Source organism: Ensifer sp. GW821-FHT05G01, assembly GCF_059419585.1.
On record NZ_JBWKSC010000001.1, the window covers coordinates 834,654 to 851,703 of the forward strand.

Sequence of the window (17,050 nt, forward strand, 5' to 3'; positions counted from 1 at the left end):
TCCGTCATCGGCAGGTCAAAATATGATTCAATTGATTCATTGAATGATTGATGGAGAAATGCTAGGCTCCTGTCAATGACCGATGTTCAGCTTCATGTCTTCGAAGAATTCGCCGACCTCGCCCGCACGCTGGCGAGCGCTCATCGCCTGCTCCTGCTCGAGCATATCGCTCAGGGCGAGCGCTCGGTGGAGCGCCTCGCCGAGCTGTCCGGCCTCAGCATTGCCAATGCGTCGCAGCATCTGCAGCAGTTGCGGCGCGCGGGTTTCGTCGAAACCAGACGGGACGGCAAGCGCGTGCTCTATCGGCTGGGGACAGGCCCGGTGATCGGGCTGCTGTCGGCGCTGCGCCAATATGCCGAGCACAATCGCGCCCAGATCCAGGGCCTGGTTGCTGATCGTCTGCATCGACCTGACCGCCTCGAAGCGATTTCGCGCGAGGAACTGCTGCTGCGGCTGCGCGGAGGAGGCGTTACGTTGCTCGACGTGCGGCCTGAGGAGGAGTTCGCCTCCGGTCATCTTCCCGGTGCGATCAACATTCCGATCGAAGAGCTTGAACGACGCCTTGCAGAACTGCCTGCCGGAGGCGAAATCGTCGCCTATTGCCGCGGCCCCTATTGCGCCCTGTCGTTTGATGCGGTGACGGTCCTGCAGGGCAGGGGCTTTGTTGCCCGCCGGCTCGAGAGCGGATTTCCGGATTGGAAGGCAGCCGGCCTTGCCGTTGAGAACAGCACCCTGAGTTAGGCGAGACGTCTGACGGAACCGCACATTGTCTTGTGCCGCTTGCCTTTTTCCGCGTTCTGACGTTTTTTGTCGGCCAACAATGCCGTCGCCGTTTTTTTGGGCAGCGACAGTCAAGATGTGCATCGTCCTTCGCGGAAGGACCAGACGGGGTTACGGAAAGAACTATGGTATCGGAAGCGCCGCCGTTCTGGTGGACCAAGGCGGATTGGCGTGCCCGGGCTTTGTGGCCGTTTTCCTGGATCTATGGACGTGTTGCCGGCTTGCGCATGGATCGCGCCCGTCGCGCTTCCGTGCCGGTGCCGATCATCTGCATCGGCAACTTCACGGTCGGCGGTGCCGGCAAGACGCCGACGGCGATCGCACTTGCGCGCGCCGTCAAGGCGAAGGGGCTGAAGCCCGGATTCCTCAGTCGCGGTTATGGCGGTTCACTCGATGTGACGACGGTCGTCGAACCCGAGCACCACAGGGCACGCGACGTCGGCGATGAGCCACTGCTGCTGTCGCGTGAGGCGTTGACGGTCGTCTGCCGTCGCCGCGTCGATGGCGCCCGCCGGCTGGTCGCCGAGGGCGTCGACATCATCATCATGGACGATGGTTTCCAGAGCGCGCGTCTCGCCTTCGACTTTGCCCTTTTGGTCATCGATTCCCGCCGCGGCATCGGCAACGGGTACCTCGTCCCGTCTGGGCCCGTGCGTGCACCCATCTCCAACCAACTGCGCCATGCGACGGCCCTGTTGAAGATCGGAGGCGGCGCCGAAGCCGACGCCTTGATCCGCCGTGCCGCGCGGGCAGGCAAGCAGATCTACGAAGCGGAGGTCGTGCGCCTCGACGACGGCTCGCTGAACGGCGTCAAGGTGCTGGCCTGGGCCGGCATCGCCGACCCGGAGAAATTCTATCGCACCGTGCTCGAAACCGGTGCCGTGATCGAGGAAACCCGAAGTTTCCCCGACCATCATCATTTCTCGGAGGACGAGATATCGGACCTGCTCGACCGCGCCGCGGCACTCGGCTGCATCCTCGTGACGACCGCCAAGGACATGGTTCGTCTTGAGCCGGGCCACGGCCGGGCGGCGGAGCTGGCGGCAGCCAGTCGGGTGATCGAAATCGACGTGCGCTTCGACGATCCGACGGCACCGGCAAAGATCGTCACGTCAGCGCTCTCGGCGGCGCGCGCCCGAAAGCTGCGGGAAGCGGAGCGGAAGTAAGCTGGGGACAGAGGCACAAGGCAACTTCGCCTTGACCAGAGTTGCGGCAAGGCCCGATCACCGGGGTGATACTTATGTCCCGATGGAACGTCGCCTCGCCCGCCGGGGTTTCAGAAGAATGGACCAGGGGCGCTCCAGCATTGTGATGCTGGCGCTTTTGAAAGCGGGATGCTCTAGTTTTTTCCGGCGAAGTCTTAGCGGCGCTGGTTCGGCAGGGCGCCGGCGCGCTTCTCGGCTTCGAGCGATGCTTCCGCATCGATGTAGGGCTCCTGGCGCGCGACGCTCCAGTAGCGCAGTTCGTCGACCGGAATGGTCTTGCCCGTCATCGCGCAGATGACGTGCGAGCCGGCAAGAACGATCTGGAAGTCACCGTCGAGATAACGGATCTTCGCTTCGCGCGAGGCGCTTCCTTCAAACCGGTTCATCATCGTCTATGCCCATTCCGTCTGCTTGGTCTGGTCTCTGATCTAGCCCGGCGTTCGGCAAAATGCCAGCGTATTTCGCCTTGCCGATCGTTCGGGGTCAGCTCCTGCCGAACAGCCGCTCGATGTCGGAGAGCTTCAATTCTATATAGGTCGGTCGGCCGTGATTGCACTGGCCGGAGCCAGGCGTTGCTTCCATCTGGCGCAGGAGCGCGTTCATTTCCTCGGTGCGCATCCGGCGGCCCGACCGGACCGAGCCGTGGCAGGCCATCGTTGCGGCGAGATATTCAAGACGGCTTGAAAGCCCGTTGGCCGTGTCCCATTCGGCAATCTCGTCGGCGAGTTGGCGCACGAGGCCCGCGGCATCCATCTCGCCCAGCATCGCCGGCGTTTCCCTGACTGCGATAGCCCCTGGCCCGAAGCGCTCGATGCCGAGACCGAGGCGACCCAGTTCGTCTGCATGCGTCATCAGCCGGTCGCAATCGTCTTCCGAAAGATCGACGATTTCCGGGATCAGCAACGACTGGGCGGCAACCGGCTTTGAATGAAGCGCCGTTCGCATGGTTTCGAACACGAGACGTTCGTGCGCGGCATGCTGGTCGACGATGACAAGGCCGTCCTGGGTCTGCGCGACGATGTAGTTTTCGTGAAGCTGGGCGCGCACGGCACCAAGCGGAAACGATTGCGGCGCGGGCGCGTCCGCGACGGTCCGTTGAGGTTCGGGTGAAAGTGATGCCGTGCGGGCCGACGGGGCGGAGAAGGCGGCAAAGCTCGCCTGCGGCGTCTCCGACAGGCCGCGAAGCATGGTATCGAAATGCGTCGGCCGGGAAGGAGAGGTCTCCGCGCTCCAGGGCTGCTGCGGTCGATACTGCCCGGAGCGGAACGCTTGCATCATTCCGCTCGCGCCCGTCGTCGACGCCCGGTCGCCCTCGCGCGCCAGAGCCTGGCGGATCGCGCCGATGATCAGCCCTCGGATGAGGCCCGGATCGCGGAAGCGGACATCTGATTTTGCCGGATGCACGTTGACGTCGACGAGCGCCGGGTCAAGCGTGATCGACAGAACCGCCACGGGATAGCGGCCATGCGGGATCGTTTCGGAATAGGCCGCGCGAATGGCAGACAGCAGTTGCTTGTCCTGGACCGGGCGCCCGTTGACGAAGACATACTGCTGCAGCGAGTTGCCGCGGTTGTAGGTCGGCACGCCTGTAAAGCCTGTCAGCTTTATGTCCTCGCGCTCGGCGTCGATCTCGATGGCGTTGTCGCGAAAGTCCTTGCCGAGCACTTGCGCCATGCGCGCGAGCCGGTCTTCGCCGGTTGCCGGAAACTCCAGCGTCGTTCGATCCGACCCGGACAGCACGAAGCGCACCTTCGGAAATGCAATCGCCATGCGCCGCACGACGTCAGAGATCGCCGATGCCTCAGCCTTTTCCGACTTCATGAACTTGAGCCGGGCAGGTGTCGCAAAGAACAGGTCGCGGACTTCGACGACCGTGCCGGTATTGGCAGGCGACGGACGAACAGGATCCGTCCTGCCGCCGGCGATGGTGATGACGGCGCCCTCGGCCGCACCGGCCGTTCTGGTGGTGATCGAAAGCCGGGAGACCGACCCGATCGAGGGCAGGGCCTCGCCGCGAAAGCCGAGCGTGCGGATATCGAACAGGTTGTCGTCCAGCTTCGAGGTGCAGTGCCGCTTGACGGCCAGCTCCAGATCCGCGGGCTGCATGCCGGCGCCATTGTCGGTCACGCGCAGCAACGTCTTGCCGCCGCCGGCGGTGGCGATCTCGATCCTGGTCGCACCGGCGTCGAGCGCGTTCTCGATCAGCTCCTTGGCGGCACTGGCCGGACGTTCGATGACTTCGCCGGCGGCGATCTGATTGATGAGGGTTTCGGAGAGCTGCTTGATGGCCATCGCCTATTTTCCCGGATTCGGCGGCGGAACGGAAGCGAAAATAAAGGTCTGTCCCCGTCCGCTTGCCCGGATCTCCGGGCTTTGGTTGTGCAACCACTTGGTGCACCCAAAAATGAGGTGAGGATTTAATTGCCCCTTAATATTCTGCTGCGATTTTCCACAACAACCTGAATGATCACGGGTTTTGTCTTCGAAGCACTGCGGCGTTGCTGGACGTCGTGTCACCCCGCTCGAAGGCCTGCCTTCCCAGGCAATCCCAGCATGTCCCGAACTGAAACCGCCGCAGGGGCGAGTGAGGACAGCGCAATGAACGATGGGGCGCCGAACGGCGCGGACATCAACAGGATCATTCTCGAGTCGAGCTGCGATGCGCTCGGCTTTGCGATGCTTGTCTGCGGTCGGGACGACACCATCCTTTTTGCCAGCCGCACGATGCTGCAGTATTTTCCCGTTCCATCCGAGATGCTGCTGCCGGGAACGCGACTGCGCGATTTCCTCGGCGCCGTTTACGACACCGGCGTTCGCCCCGGCACCGTTCCGGAAAACAGCCGTCGCCGGACGAACCGCGAGGATTGGATTGCCGAGCACATGGCGCTGCATTGGCGCGAGCGCTACGAGAATGTCGAGAGGGCCGGTCGCACGCGCTGGGTATCGATGCGCAAGCGGCGTCTCTCCAGCGGTATCGGCATCCTGTCGATTACCGACGTCTCCGATCAGAAGAAGCGCGACGAGCAGCTGCAGACCGATCTCGAAAGGGTCGAGCTGACGGAAGAAATCCTCGACGCTCAGCCCAATCCGATCTGCGTCAAGGATCGCAACCTTAACTACATCGCGGTCAACAAGGCGTTCTGCCTGATCCACGATCTTTCACAGGACGCGATCCTCGGGCGTTCGGCCTGGGATCTGGTTGAAAGCGATCTTGCCGAACGGTTCGAGCAGTCCGATCGGCACGTGCTTGAAACCGGCAAGCCGCATTCCGAAGCGGAGCATATCGTGCGCGCCGATGGCAGCGATCTCTGGGTTCTCACCCGCAAGTATCGCGTCGGCATGCCCGGCCGTCATTTCGTCGTCACCTGCATGAACGACGTGACCGATATCGCCGGCTGGTACAATGGTTCGGAGGACGGCTCCGTTGCCGCGGGCGGTCTCCAGATCAGCGACTACAGCATTTTCGCGCCCGCTCAGAATTTCTACGATCCCTTTCGCGCGCTGAACGTGCAGCAGCTGGTGGAGGCGGGCTCGATGATCGAGACGCTTCCCGCGCGGGGCTTGCGTGTTCTGCTTGCGACGGCCGATCGGCTGACGGAAGATCGCCTGGTGACGCGCCTGCGCGGCTCTGGCCTGGAAGCGTGCGCTGTGCGCAATCTCGACGAATTGACCGCCTTCGGCATGGCGTCCGAGAGCGCCGGCCTGAAGCTCGACGTTCTGCTTCTTGACGTTGCTTTTCCAGATGGTCAGCATGTGCCCACGGCCTGGCGCAACTGCCCCGTCCTTGCGATCGAAGCCGATCAGGACGCTGCCGCAGTGCTGGCCGAAGTGTTCCGCGTTTGCGCCGAGCGCCCGCAAGCTTCGCCGCTGTTGCAGCCGGACTGGTCGCTGTCGTTTGAGGACGAGGGCGCCGCGACCGTGCCTGTGTCGCAGGTCGATGTCCTCGTTGCCGAGGACAACCAGATCAATCAGTTCGTCTTCACCCAGATCCTTGAAGGCCTGGGGGTCTCGCACCGCATCGCTGCCAATGGGCGTGAGGCGGTCGAACTCTGGCACGAGCTGCAGCCGTCGCTGATCCTCATGGATGTGTCCATGCCTGTCATGAACGGTTTCGATGCGGCGGTGGCCATTCGCGCCGCTGAAAAGACCAAGGGACAGAAGACCCCGATCATCGCGGTGACCGCGCAGGCCCTCGATATCGACCTGCAGCAATGCAAGGCATCGGGCATGGACGATCACATCATGAAGCCGGTCAGCCCGGACATGATCGAGGCGGTGTTGCGAAAATTCATGCCGGTAAAGGCCATGCGAACGACAGGTTGAGCGAAAATCGTGTCAACTCGCTAGAATTGGGGATGTCGATGGCAGATGTTGGAGCAAGGCGATATCGGATTGTTAACTCCCGATTGCGATCTTCTGCACCGAATTGCCCGAAAGCGTAGAGCCCCACCGTAATGCATCGCAGCCCCTCAGCCGTCCAAGCCCATACCCTGCCGGAGGCGCATTTCCGCTCCGCAGGTCTGAGCGTGGCGTCGGCTAAAGTGGTCGGTCGCTCGCCTCGCTCGCTTTCTGTTCGGGTGGCCGGCAAATGATGTCAGGCGAAACCCCTTATCATCGTGTCGGCAAGGAGCCACCGGCTGTCGCAAGCTCGGTCGATCCGTTGACCGGGCTTGGAAATGCACGCCAACTCCGCAAGACCGTTTGCGACCTGGCTGAAGAGCGCGCCAGCGATCCCGCTCCCTTTACGATCGGCCTTGCCAACATCGACGGCTTCAAGCCGATCAACGACCTGTTCGGCCCGCGAGCCGGAGACGAGATCCTCTGCCAGGTTGCGCACCGGTTGCAAGCCTGCGCGCCGGAAGGCGCCACGATCATCCGCTCGGAGAGCGACGAGTTCGCTTTCGTCCTGCCGCTCGTCTTCGAGCGCAAGGGCGCCGAGAAAGTCGGCCAGATGCTGAAGGAGGTGCTTTCGGCGCCCTTCGATCTCGGTGACCGCAACGTCCGCCTCTCGGCCTCGTTCGGCTTTGCTGTTTATCCCTTTGCCGGCGAAGTGTTCGAAGATCTGCTGAAGAGCGCGGACACGGCCCTCTATCGTTCCAAGCGCCGCGGTCGCGGCCAGATCACCGTCTATTCCCAGGAAATCGCCCAGGAAATGAAGCGGGCGACGCAGCTTGAGCAGGCTCTGCGCAACGCCATCATCGCCAACGAGGTCGATGTGCATTTCCAGCCGATCGTCGACCTGCGCAACGACGCAGTCGTTGGCTTCGAAGCCTTGGCCCGGTGGTGCGACGCCGATCTCGGCTATGTGTCGCCAGCCGTGTTCGTGCCCTTGGCGGAAGAGCGCGGCTTCATCGAATCGTTGGCCGAGACGCTGTTGCGCAAGGCGGCCCACGCGGCACTCTCCTGGCCGAAGGAACTGTTCCTGTCGTTCAACCTGTCGTCGGCACAGTTGATGGATCCGGCCACCAGCTCGCGGCTTTTGACGATCATCAACCAGATCGGCCTCGACCCGAGACGGCTGGAACTGGAGATCACCGAAACCGCCGTTATGGCCGACGCGGAAATCGCCCAGAAGATCGTGACCGAGCTGCGGGCGGCGGGCGTTCGCGTCTCCCTCGACGACTTCGGCACGGGCCAGTCGAGCCTTGGGCGCCTTCGTGATTTCTCGTTCGACAAGGTCAAGATCGACCGGGCCTTCGTGTCGCGGATCTCGGTTGATCGGGCGTCCGAGCATATCATCAAGGCGATTGTTTCGATGTGCGAAGGTCTGGAGCTTCAGGTCGTCGCCGAAGGTATAGAGGATTTTTCCGAAGCCTTGAAACTGAAGGCGCTCGGCTGCGGCATGGGCCAGGGCTATTTCTACGGCAAGCCGGCCGATGCCGTTGCCACCATGCGCTACCTTTCGGACCGCTATCGCGGCGTCGCAGCCCAGCTTTAGGTACTGCTCGGGGCATTTCCGGGAAAAGCGTGAAACGGCTCCTGCCAGGGAATGCTTGAATACAGAGAGATAGAGCGCTTCTGCGACACCACCCAAAGCGACTTCATGTCGGATTCAGTTCTTGGCGCTCTCCACCCGGTTTCGTGTCCCTTCCGCCAGCAGCCAATCCCTCACGCGTCGCGCCTGGTTATTGAGCTCGCGCGAGCGCGGCCAGACGACGTAGAACGCCAGTCCGGTCTTCAGCACGTGATTGCCAACCGGCACAAGGGCGCCGGAGCGCACCTGCGGATCGGTCAGATGTTCCCAGCCGAGCGCCACGCCTTCGCCCGATAGCACCGCCTGGATCACCAGGACATAGTCGTTGATCGCAAGCCGTCGTGCCTGTGGCGGATAGGCGAGGCCGGCGCTGGCAAACCATTCGGTCCAGTCGCAGGCGCGGCGCACCGGTTCTTCCAGGTGAATGAGGTTGTGGCGCAGCAGATCGGCCGGCGTGGCGGGCAGCCCATGCTGCTCGATATAGGCAGGCGTCGCCACCGCGTTGACGACCTCGTCGGCCAGAAGGGCTGCATGATAGCGCGGCCAGTGGCTGGGATCGCCGCCGCGTATGCCGAGCGGGATCGGCTCCTCATCGAGGTCGAGATCGCGCACGCTCGTCTGGATCCGCAAGTCGATCTCCGGCAGATCCTCGCGCATGCGGTTGAGCCGCGGCAGCATCCACATCGAGGCAAAGGCGGTCGAGGCCGCAAGCGTCACATTGGTCTCGCGCCCCTTGGAGCGGATGTCTTCTGCGGATTTCTGTATACGCGACAGGCCGACGGACACGTCGGCATGGAATTTCTCTCCCGCTTCGGTCAGCTCGACGGCGCGGTGCACGCGGTGGAAGAGCGGAACGCCCAGCTGTTCCTCCAGTCCGCGAATGGCGTAGGAGACGGCGGCCTGGGTCATGCCGAGCTCGTTGGCGGCGCGGGTGAAGTTCTGGTGGCGGCCGGCGGCCTCGAACACGATGAGGCTGGCTGCCGACGGAAGCAGGCGGCGTAGATTCTCCATAACTTAGGCTTATCGCATGGCTCAATTTTTTCCAGCGTTACAACGCAATTTTTCGCCAATACCATCATCTCAAATGATGGGAGAACGGCAATGGAAATGGCAGCTGTAGCAGCGGGTGAAGCGCCGAGACGGACGCGAGGGGCAAGGCCGCAGCGCGGCGGTGTTGGCGCCAAAGGCCTTGGCGTGCCCTATATCATCCGCAACATTCCGACCTATGATATCCTGAGCGAGGAAAATCTGCTGAGGATCGAGGCGATTGCCGACCGCATCCTTGCCGAAGTCGGCATCGAGTTTCGCGACGATCCCGCGGTCCTCGATCACTGGAAACGTGCCGGTGCCAAACTCGATGGCCTCCGGGTGACGTTCGAACCGGGCATGCTGAAGGAGATCGTTCGCTCTGCACCGCGCCAGTTTACCCAACATGCCCGCAATCCCGCCCGCAGCGTCGAGATCGGCGGCAACAACGTCGTGTTCTCGCCGGCCTATGGCTCGCCGTTCGTCACGGATCTCGACAACGGCCGGCGCTACGGCACGATCGAAGACTTTCGCAACCTGATCAAGCTGGCGCAGTCGAGCCCGTGGCTGCACCATTCGGGCGGTACGATCTGCGAACCGGTCGATGTGCCGGTAAACAAACGCCACCTGGACATGGTCTACAGCCACATCAAATACTCCGACCGGGCCTTCATGGGCTCGATCACCGCGGAGGATCGCGCCGAAGACTCGATCGAAATGGCGCGCATTCTCTTCGGTCGCGATTTCGTCGATGCCAATTGCGTGATCCTTGGCAACGTTAACGTCAATTCGCCGCTCGTCTGGGACGGCACGATGACGAAGTCGTTGCGCGCCTATGCCCGGGCAAACCAGGCGGCAGTCATCGTGCCCTTCATCCTCGGCGGCGCCATGGGGCCGGTCACCAACGCCGGAGCGATTGCGCAGTCCTATGCCGAGACGCTAGCCGGCTGCGCCTTGACCCAATTGGAGCGCAAGGGCGCGCCTGTCATCTTCGGCAACTTCCTGTCCTCCATGTCGCTTCGCTCAGGCTCGCCGACCTTTGGGACGCCGGAGCCGGCGATCGGCAGCATGGTCATCGGCCAGTTGGCACGCCGTCTCGGCCTGCCGCTACGCTGTGCCGGTAATTTTTCCAACTCCAAGCTGCCGGACGCCCAGGCGATGCAGGAAGGCGTCATGTCGATGCTGTCGGCGGTTCATTGCGGCGCAAACTTCATCCTGCACTCGGCCGGCTTCGTCGACGGGCTGCTGGCGATGTCTTACGAGAAATTTGTCATGGACACGGACTTCTGCGGCGCGCTGCATTCCTATCTCGCCGGCGTCGTCGTCGACGACAACACGCTCGCCATGGACGCCTTCCTTCAGGTCGGGCCCGGCAGCCATTTCCTCGGCTGCGACCACACCATGCGCAACTACCAGACGGCCTTCTGGGATTCAGGCCTGTCTGACAACGAGCCGTTCGAGAAATGGACGGAGGAGGGCGGCACTGACATGGCGACGCGTGCCAACCGCAGCTGGAAGAAGACGCTCGCCGAATACGAAGCGCCGCCGCTGGACGTGGCAATTGATGACGCTTTGACCGACTATGTCACTCGCCGCAAGAACGACATGGCGGACGCCTGGTACTAAGCTGCCGTCAGCTTGCCGGAATACAAAGAACAAGAATGATGCAGTGTCCCCGGTCCGCCTCAGCGGACAGGCGGCGCTCAAGGGAACAGAAATGACGCTGCCGAAAGACCCGCTGCTCCAACCCTACAGCTTGAAACACCTGACGCTCAAGAACCGGATCATGTCGACGGCCCATGAGCCGGCCTATTCCGAAGACGGCATGCCGAAGGATCGCTATCGCCTCTACCACCTTGAAAAGGCCAAGGGCGGCATGGCGCTGACCATGACGGCCGGCTCCGCCATCGTTTCGGAGGATTCACCGCCGGCCTTCGGCAATCTCCATGCCTATTCCGACGAGATTGTGCCGTGGCTGAAGAAGATCGCCGACGACTGTCATGAGCATGATTGCGCGGTGATGATCCAGCTGACCCATCTCGGTCGCCGCACCGGCTGGAACAAGGGCGACTGGCTGCCGGTTCTTTCCGCCTCTCCTGTTCGCGAAGCCGCGCACCGTTCCTTCCCCAAGGAGATCGAGGATTGGGATATCGAGCGCATCGTCGCCGACTATGCGGCAGCGGCCGCCCGCATGCAGGCAGCCGGCCTCGACGGCATCGAGCTCGAGGCCTACGGCCACCTGATGGACGGCTTCTGGTCGCCGGCGACCAACCAGCGCGACGACGACTTCGGCGGCTCGCTCGACAACCGCCTGCGTTTTACCCACATGGTGCTCGACGCGATCCGCACATCCGTCGGCCCGGATTTCATCGTCGGCATGCGCATGGTCGCGGACGAGGATTGGGACAAGGGGCTTTCCAAAGAAGAAGGCATCGAGATCGCCCGCCGCATGGCGGATTCTGGCAAGGTGGATTTTCTTAACATCATCCGCGGGCATATCGATCACGATGCGCCACTCACCAAGGTCATCCCGATCCAGGGCATGGCGGCCTCGCCGCATCTCGATTTTGCCGGTGAAGTCAGGGCGGCGACGAAATTTCCAGTGTTCCATGCGGCCCGCATCGCCGATGTCGCGACTGCCCGCCACGCGATCGCCGAAGGCAAGCTCGACATGGTCGGGATGACCCGCGCCCATATCGCCGACCCGCACATCGTCAGGAAGATCAAGGAAGGCAGGGAGGCCGAGATCCGACCTTGCGTCGGCGCGACCTACTGTCTCGACCGCATCTATGAGGGCGGCGGCGCGCTGTGCATTCACAATGCGGCGACCGGCCGTGAGGCGATCGTGCCGCATGTGATTTCCAGGAGCTCCGGGCCGAAGCGAAAGGCTGTGGTTGTTGGCGCCGGGCCGGCCGGTCTCGAAGTGGCGCGCGTGCTTGCCGAGCGCGGCCACAGTGTCGAGATCCTTGAGGCCACCGGCCAGGCCGGCGGGCAGATCCTGCTTGCCCAGCGCAATCCGAGGCGCCGGGAGCTGATCGGCATCGTCGACTGGCGGCTGTCGGAGCTGGAGCGGCTCGGCGTGCCCGTCCACTACAATGTTTTTGCGGGCGTCGACGACATTCAGGAGCGTTCGCCCGATCTCGTCGTCGTCGCTACCGGCGGCATTGCACAAAACCCGGCTCTGGAGGCCGGGGACGATCTGGTCGTTTCGAGTTGGGATATCATTGCCGGTGCGGTCAAGCCGGAAGGACCGGTGCTGCTCTACGACGACAACGGCGCCCATAGCGGCATGACCGCGGCCGAACTCATTGCGCGCGCCGGCGTCGAGCTGGAGATCGTGTCGCCCGAGCGGATGTTTGCGCCCGAAGTCGGCGGCATGAACCACGTGCCCTATGCCAAGACCTTCGCGGATCACAATGTGCGTGTAACGATCAATACCCGTCTGAAATCGGTTCGGCGGGACGGCAATGGGCTGGTCGCGACGCTCGGGTCCGATTTTTCGGACACCGCATTAAGCGAGCGGCGGGTGGCGCAGGTGGTGGTCGAGCATGGCACCGTGCCGATGGACGATCTCTATCGCGAATTGAAGCCGCTTTCCCGCAATCTGGGCGCCGTCGACTATAAGGCGCTGCTTCGCGGTGAAAATCCGATCGCGCTTCGCAATCCCGACAGCAGCTTCGACATGTTCCGTATTGGTGACGCGGTTGCAAGCCGCAACATCCATGCCGGCATTTACGATGCACTGCGTTATGGCGTTCTGATCTAGAGCGTTTCATCTTTAAACGGAAGCGATTCTGTTGGCTCAAAACGGCCGTTCCACACGAAGGATGGTGCAGAGCGATGCGGACCCATCGGTCAAGCCATTCGACACAGTGGACGGCCGTTTTCAGCCAACCCGAAGGGCCGGATGAATTTCGGCCATTACCGGCGGCGTCCGTCTCGACCGCAGCTTCTGCTGCGCTCTTCGCCAGCCGACTTGGTTCTGGCCGAAATTCCTTCCGGCAGAATGTTTCCGTTTAAAGATGAAGCGCTCTAACAAAGAAAAGCGGCGGTGAAAGCACCGCCGCTCCATCTCCTGGTCGTCTCTTGATCCAGCTTACTGCTGGGTACCCTCAGCCGGTGCCGGCTCAATCGCTGTCGCCGGTGCCGTTCCGGTGGTCGAGGAGGTCGTCGAGGTGTCAACCGGCTGGTTGGCGTTCTGCTCGGCGACCTGCTGCGCCTTGGTCTTGAACTCCGGGGCCGCCTTCAAGGTTTCGGCGGTTTCCGTCGTCGTCAGCTTCAGGGCATCCGTATTGGCCTGTTCGGAAATCTGAATGCGATCGAACGGGACCGCAACATTCTTCTCGCCGAGTCCCAGGAAGCCACCGACACCGATCACCGCGGCTTCGACACCGCCATCCTTCTTGATGATCAGGTCGTTGATCTCGCCGACTTTTTCATCGCCGGCGTTGTAAACGGTCTGGCCGACATAGGTGCTGGTCGCGATCTGGTCGGCGGCCTGCTCGGTTATGTAGGTGCCGTCAGACTGCGCCATGTCGGCAGGCGCTTCGGTGGTCGCGGGCGGTGTCGTCTGCGCCTGGTCGGCAGGCGTTTCGGTGCCCGGAGCCGGCTGGATTTCCATCGCCTGCGGCTCGGCCGGCTTAGGCTGAGCAGCGTCCTGGGCGAAGGCCATCGGAGCGAACGCAACACTTGCGATAAGCGCACCGGCCGCAACGGAAGATACAAGTTTCTTGGTCATGTCAAAATGCCTTTCCTTGACGTTGTCGATCAAGGCGCGGTCCTGAAAGAGCCAGGGTTCCACCGCACCGGTGATATCAAAGCAACGCTTGACTGCAGAGACGGTTCCAAAAAAAATGAATTGATCACATTGGAATTCCGGTAGTCATGCGCCAGCTTTCGATGGCCGCAGATCAATATCTCCGGAGACCGTTGTCGTTCGTTCGGCCGATATCTGATGCCATCATTCAAACTTCGTATTTTAGTGATTTATTGATTGCTTCTTTACATTCACTCAATCTTGAGTGTTCTTGGCGATACTTGGCGAAGGCGGGAAACGGATCATATCGTGGATAGTCAATCCTGCTGATCTGGACGGTTCCCAATGTTTCTGCCGCGGCGATTTCTCTCCGTTTCCCTGCTTTCTGTTTTGGTGATGGTCTGCCTTGTCGGCATTGAGCGCAGCCTGTTCGGCGTGCGCTATTTCTCGGAGCGAATGCCGCGGGTCGAGCCCTATAATCTATGGCATGCATGGGTCGCGCTCAGCCTTTCGCTTGCGGCCATTCAAGGTTTTACGCGTGATGCCTCCTGGCTGGGCGCGCCTATGCTTCGCGTGGCTTCGCGCCGCGAACTGTCGATCAGCATCGCCACGCTGGTCCTTGCGGCCGCCGCCGCCCTGCTTTTCAGCGTCGACGCCGTGACTTTCAGCGCCCTGGCCCGCGAGGACAACATCTTCGAGTGGCTTTCTGCTCTGTTGATCTTCGCCTCGAGTGTGTTCTTCGCGCTGGTGGCGACAGGTCAATTGCGTGCGGCGCGCGGGGAGGCCGGTCGCGATGCATGGCTTGCAACTGGCGCCGCCGCATCTTTCAGCCTTGTCCTCTTCGTTGTCGGCATGGAGGAGATATCCTGGATGCAGCGCGTTTTCGGCCTTGCCACGCCTGACGCATTGCTGGGGCTGAACAAGCAGCAGGAACTGAACCTGCACAACATCTCCACCGGCTTTTCCGAGTTGCTCTACTACACCGGCAGCTTCGTGTTGCTGACGCTCGTGCCCTTTATCTGGCTCTATCTTCGCAAGGGCTTTGCGCTCGGACGGCTGGAAGCTTTCGTGCCCAGCGTGCTGGTGCTGGCGGCAAGCGCACCGATGGCGGCCTTCAACAGCGACAACTGGAGCATGCTGCCGACGCAGATGATGGTGATGATGACGGTGATCATCCTCTTGGTGATCGCCGATCTCGCTCTGCGGGGTGGACTGTGGCGGGAGTTCGTCCTGCTGACCGCAACCGCCATTTTGATCGTCGCGATCCAGGAACTGTTCGTTCTGCAGGCACACGACCTCGTGCGCATCTGGGATCCGACCGAATACAAGGAACTCTTCATTGCGGTCGGTCTTGCCATTTATGGCTACGAGACCTGGTCGCGCCTGCGCTCGTCGGCGCCGGTCGGCGAGGTGCGGATCGGGCGGCGACCAATGGCGGGATGAAGAAAACCCCGCCGAAACGGCGGGGCTCGTACTGCAGTGCCGTTTGATGCGACGGCAGTCTCAGTGGCTTTCGCGAAGAACCTCGCTGCCGCTGCCGCCAACGAGGAAATCGAGGTCCGCGCCCTTGTCCGCCTGCAGCACCGTGTCCTGGTAGAGCTTGTAGTAGCCGCGGGTCCATTTCTGCTCCGGTGGCTGCCAGGCGGCCATGCGGGAGGCAAACTCTTCGTCACTGATCATCAGGTTGAGTTCCCCCTTCAGCGCATCGAGGCGGATGCGGTCGCCGGTTCTGACGATCGCCAGCGGTCCGCCGGCGTTCGATTCCGGGCTGACATGCAGCACGACGGTGCCAAAGGCCGTGCCCGACATGCGGGCGTCTGACACGCGCACCATGTCGCGCACGCCCTTTTCGACCAGCCGGCGCGGGATCGGCATGTTGCCGACTTCCGCCATGCCGGGATAGCCCTTGGGGCCGCAACCCTTGAGCACGAGGATCGTATCTTCCGTCACCGGCAGGTCCGGATCGTCGATCTTGGCCTTCAGGTCTTCGATCGTCTCGAACACATAGGCGGGCCCCTCGTGCGCCAGCAGATGCTCACTGGCGGCAGACGGCTTGATGACCGCACCGTTTGGCGCAAGGTTGCCCTTGAGCACGCGAATGCCGGCTGCGGCGCGCAAGGGGTTGTCGAGCGGACGGATGACGTCGTCGTTGAAGACTTCGGCGTCTTCCCAGTATCGGCTGATCGGCATGCCGAAAACGGTCGGCGCATCCGGATGCAGCAGATGCTGGATGCGGTTCATGACGGCAGGCAGGCCGCCGGCATAGGCGAGATCCTCGATCAGATACTTGCCAGACGGCATGCAATTGACGATGCAGGGCACCTGGCCGCCGACGCGGTCGAAGTCCTCGAGACAGAGATCGACGCCGGCGCGGCCGGCGATCGCCAGCATATGCACGACCGCATTGGTCGAACCGCCGACGGCCGCGTTGGCGATGATGCCATTTTCAAAATTCTTCTTGGTCAGGATCTTCGACAGGCGCAGGTCCTCATGCACCATTTCGACAATGCGCTTGCCGGTCATGTGGGACAGCGCCATGCGGCGGGCGTCGACAGCGGGAAGGGCAGCGTTGGTCGGCAGCGACAGGCCCATCGCCTCGACGATCGAAGCCATGGTGGTGGCGGTGCCCATGGTCATGCAGACGCCGGGCGAACGCGACATGCCGCTTTCGGCCGCCATGAATTCCTGAACGCTCATCTCGCCGGCGCGCACCGCTTCTGAAAACTTCCAGACGTCGGTGCCGGAGCCGATGTCCTTGCCCTTCCACTTGCCGTTCAGCATCGGCCCGGAGGAAACGACGATGGTCGGCAGGTCCACGGACGCAGCCCCCATCAGCTGGCCGGGGGTGGTCTTGTCGCAGCCGCCGAGCAGCACGACGCCGTCGATGCCATAGGCGCGGATCGCCTCCTCGACGTCCATGGCGAGCAGATTGCGAAACAGCATTGCCGTCGGCCGCATCTGCGTTTCGCCGAGCGAGGACACAGGAAACTCGACCGGAAAGCCGCCGGCCTCCCACACGCCACGCTTCACGCCCTCCGCCAGAATGCGCAGATGGCTGTTGCAAGGCGTCAGTTCCGACCAAGTGTTGCAGATGCCGATGATCGGACGCCCGTCGAAGACGTGATCCGGGAAACCCTGGTTCTTCATCCACGAGCGGTGGATGAAGCCGTCCTTGTGGGTGCCGCCGTACCAGTGGCGACTGCGCAGTTCTTTCTTCTTGTCGCTCATGCGAGCTTCCTCCTCACCATGCGTTTGATCGCGTGGATGAATTGTATGACTTTTTATTGGCGTTCCGCCAACACTTTCCGA

General features: G+C 62.3%; 12 protein-coding genes. 7 read left to right on the forward strand and 5 right to left on the reverse strand.

What is annotated here, in order from left to right:
* Positions 1-75: 75 nt before the first annotated feature.
* Complete coding sequence (locus AC07UR_RS04050; RefSeq protein ID WP_209787320.1) at positions 76-741, forward strand: ArsR/SmtB family transcription factor; 666 nt, start codon at positions 76-78, stop codon at positions 739-741.
* Between the two features lie 164 nt (positions 742-905).
* On the forward strand, positions 906-1,946 hold the full coding sequence (gene lpxK / locus AC07UR_RS04055; protein ID WP_209787319.1) for a tetraacyldisaccharide 4'-kinase: 1,041 nt from the start codon (positions 906-908) through the stop codon (positions 1,944-1,946).
* Between the two features lie 194 nt (positions 1,947-2,140).
* Here lpxK and AC07UR_RS04060 read toward each other — a convergent pair whose 3' ends face one another.
* Positions 2,141-2,374, reverse strand: coding sequence for a DUF2093 domain-containing protein (locus AC07UR_RS04060; protein WP_077504207.1), 234 nt, complete (start codon positions 2,372-2,374; stop codon positions 2,141-2,143).
* 94 nt (positions 2,375-2,468) lie between these two features.
* Entirely contained in the window at positions 2,469-4,277 is a 1,809-nt protein-coding gene (gene mutL, locus AC07UR_RS04065) for a DNA mismatch repair endonuclease MutL (protein ID WP_173419147.1), read from the reverse strand.
* 306 nt (positions 4,278-4,583) lie between these two features.
* Here mutL and AC07UR_RS04070 point away from each other — a divergent pair, with 306 nt between their 5' ends.
* Both AC07UR_RS04070 and AC07UR_RS04075 read left to right on the forward strand, forming a co-directional pair.
* On the forward strand, positions 4,584-6,308 hold the full coding sequence (locus AC07UR_RS04070; protein WP_209787317.1) for a response regulator: 1,725 nt from the start codon (positions 4,584-4,586) through the stop codon (positions 6,306-6,308).
* Positions 6,309-6,576: 268 nt separating this feature from the next.
* A complete protein-coding gene (locus tag AC07UR_RS04075) occupies positions 6,577-7,923 on the forward strand; it encodes a putative bifunctional diguanylate cyclase/phosphodiesterase (protein ID WP_234902852.1) in 1,347 nt (448 codons plus the stop codon).
* A 114-nt stretch (positions 7,924-8,037) separates the two neighbouring features.
* On the opposite strand, the gene AC07UR_RS04080 is transcribed toward AC07UR_RS04075, so the two are convergent.
* Complete coding sequence (locus tag AC07UR_RS04080; protein ID WP_209787315.1) at positions 8,038-8,970, reverse strand: LysR substrate-binding domain-containing protein; 933 nt, start codon at positions 8,968-8,970, stop codon at positions 8,038-8,040.
* A 90-nt stretch (positions 8,971-9,060) separates the two neighbouring features.
* Here AC07UR_RS04080 and AC07UR_RS04085 point away from each other — a divergent pair, with 90 nt between their 5' ends.
* Positions 9,061-10,611, forward strand: coding sequence for a trimethylamine methyltransferase family protein (locus AC07UR_RS04085; RefSeq protein WP_209787313.1), 1,551 nt, complete (start codon positions 9,061-9,063; stop codon positions 10,609-10,611).
* Positions 10,612-10,702: 91 nt separating this feature from the next.
* The gene (locus AC07UR_RS04090; RefSeq protein ID WP_327795804.1) at positions 10,703-12,751 is read left to right on the forward strand and encodes an NADH:flavin oxidoreductase; all 2,049 of its coding nucleotides are present in this window, start codon (positions 10,703-10,705) and stop codon (positions 12,749-12,751) included.
* 330 nt (positions 12,752-13,081) lie between these two features.
* On the opposite strand, the gene AC07UR_RS04095 is transcribed toward AC07UR_RS04090, so the two are convergent.
* Positions 13,082-13,723, reverse strand: a complete 642-nt coding sequence (locus AC07UR_RS04095) for a PRC-barrel domain-containing protein (RefSeq protein WP_173419152.1) — start codon at positions 13,721-13,723, stop codon at positions 13,082-13,084.
* A 363-nt stretch (positions 13,724-14,086) separates the two neighbouring features.
* Here AC07UR_RS04095 and AC07UR_RS04100 point away from each other — a divergent pair, with 363 nt between their 5' ends.
* The gene (locus tag AC07UR_RS04100) at positions 14,087-15,184 is read left to right on the forward strand and encodes a hypothetical protein (protein WP_209787311.1); all 1,098 of its coding nucleotides are present in this window, start codon (positions 14,087-14,089) and stop codon (positions 15,182-15,184) included.
* 60 nt (positions 15,185-15,244) lie between these two features.
* On the opposite strand, the gene AC07UR_RS04105 is transcribed toward AC07UR_RS04100, so the two are convergent.
* Positions 15,245-16,969 carry an IlvD/Edd family dehydratase gene (locus tag AC07UR_RS04105; RefSeq protein ID WP_209787309.1) on the reverse strand — a complete coding sequence of 575 codons (1,725 nt, stop codon included), beginning with the start codon at positions 16,967-16,969 and terminating at the stop codon, positions 15,245-15,247.
* Positions 16,970-17,050 lie beyond the last annotated feature (81 nt).

Bases quoted from the DNA above. Each gene is read 5' to 3' on its own strand.
- AC07UR_RS04050 (WP_209787320.1), top strand. From the start codon at position 76: ATGACCGATGTTCAGCTTCATGTCTTCGAAGAATTCGCCGACCTCGCC.
- lpxK (WP_209787319.1), top strand. From the start codon at position 906: ATGGTATCGGAAGCGCCGCCGTTCTGGTGGACCAAGGCGGATTGGCGT.
- AC07UR_RS04060 (WP_077504207.1), bottom strand. From the start codon at position 2,374: ATGATGAACCGGTTTGAAGGAAGCGCCTCGCGCGAAGCGAAGATCCGT.
- mutL (WP_173419147.1), bottom strand. From the start codon at position 4,277: ATGGCCATCAAGCAGCTCTCCGAAACCCTCATCAATCAGATCGCCGCC.
- AC07UR_RS04070 (WP_209787317.1), top strand. From the start codon at position 4,584: ATGAACGATGGGGCGCCGAACGGCGCGGACATCAACAGGATCATTCTC.
- AC07UR_RS04075 (WP_234902852.1), top strand. From the start codon at position 6,577: ATGTCAGGCGAAACCCCTTATCATCGTGTCGGCAAGGAGCCACCGGCT.
- AC07UR_RS04080 (WP_209787315.1), bottom strand. From the start codon at position 8,970: ATGGAGAATCTACGCCGCCTGCTTCCGTCGGCAGCCAGCCTCATCGTG.
- AC07UR_RS04085 (WP_209787313.1), top strand. From the start codon at position 9,061: ATGGAAATGGCAGCTGTAGCAGCGGGTGAAGCGCCGAGACGGACGCGA.
- AC07UR_RS04090 (WP_327795804.1), top strand. From the start codon at position 10,703: ATGACGCTGCCGAAAGACCCGCTGCTCCAACCCTACAGCTTGAAACAC.
- AC07UR_RS04095 (WP_173419152.1), bottom strand. From the start codon at position 13,723: ATGACCAAGAAACTTGTATCTTCCGTTGCGGCCGGTGCGCTTATCGCA.
- AC07UR_RS04100 (WP_209787311.1), top strand. From the start codon at position 14,087: ATGTTTCTGCCGCGGCGATTTCTCTCCGTTTCCCTGCTTTCTGTTTTG.
- AC07UR_RS04105 (WP_209787309.1), bottom strand. From the start codon at position 16,969: ATGAGCGACAAGAAGAAAGAACTGCGCAGTCGCCACTGGTACGGCGGC.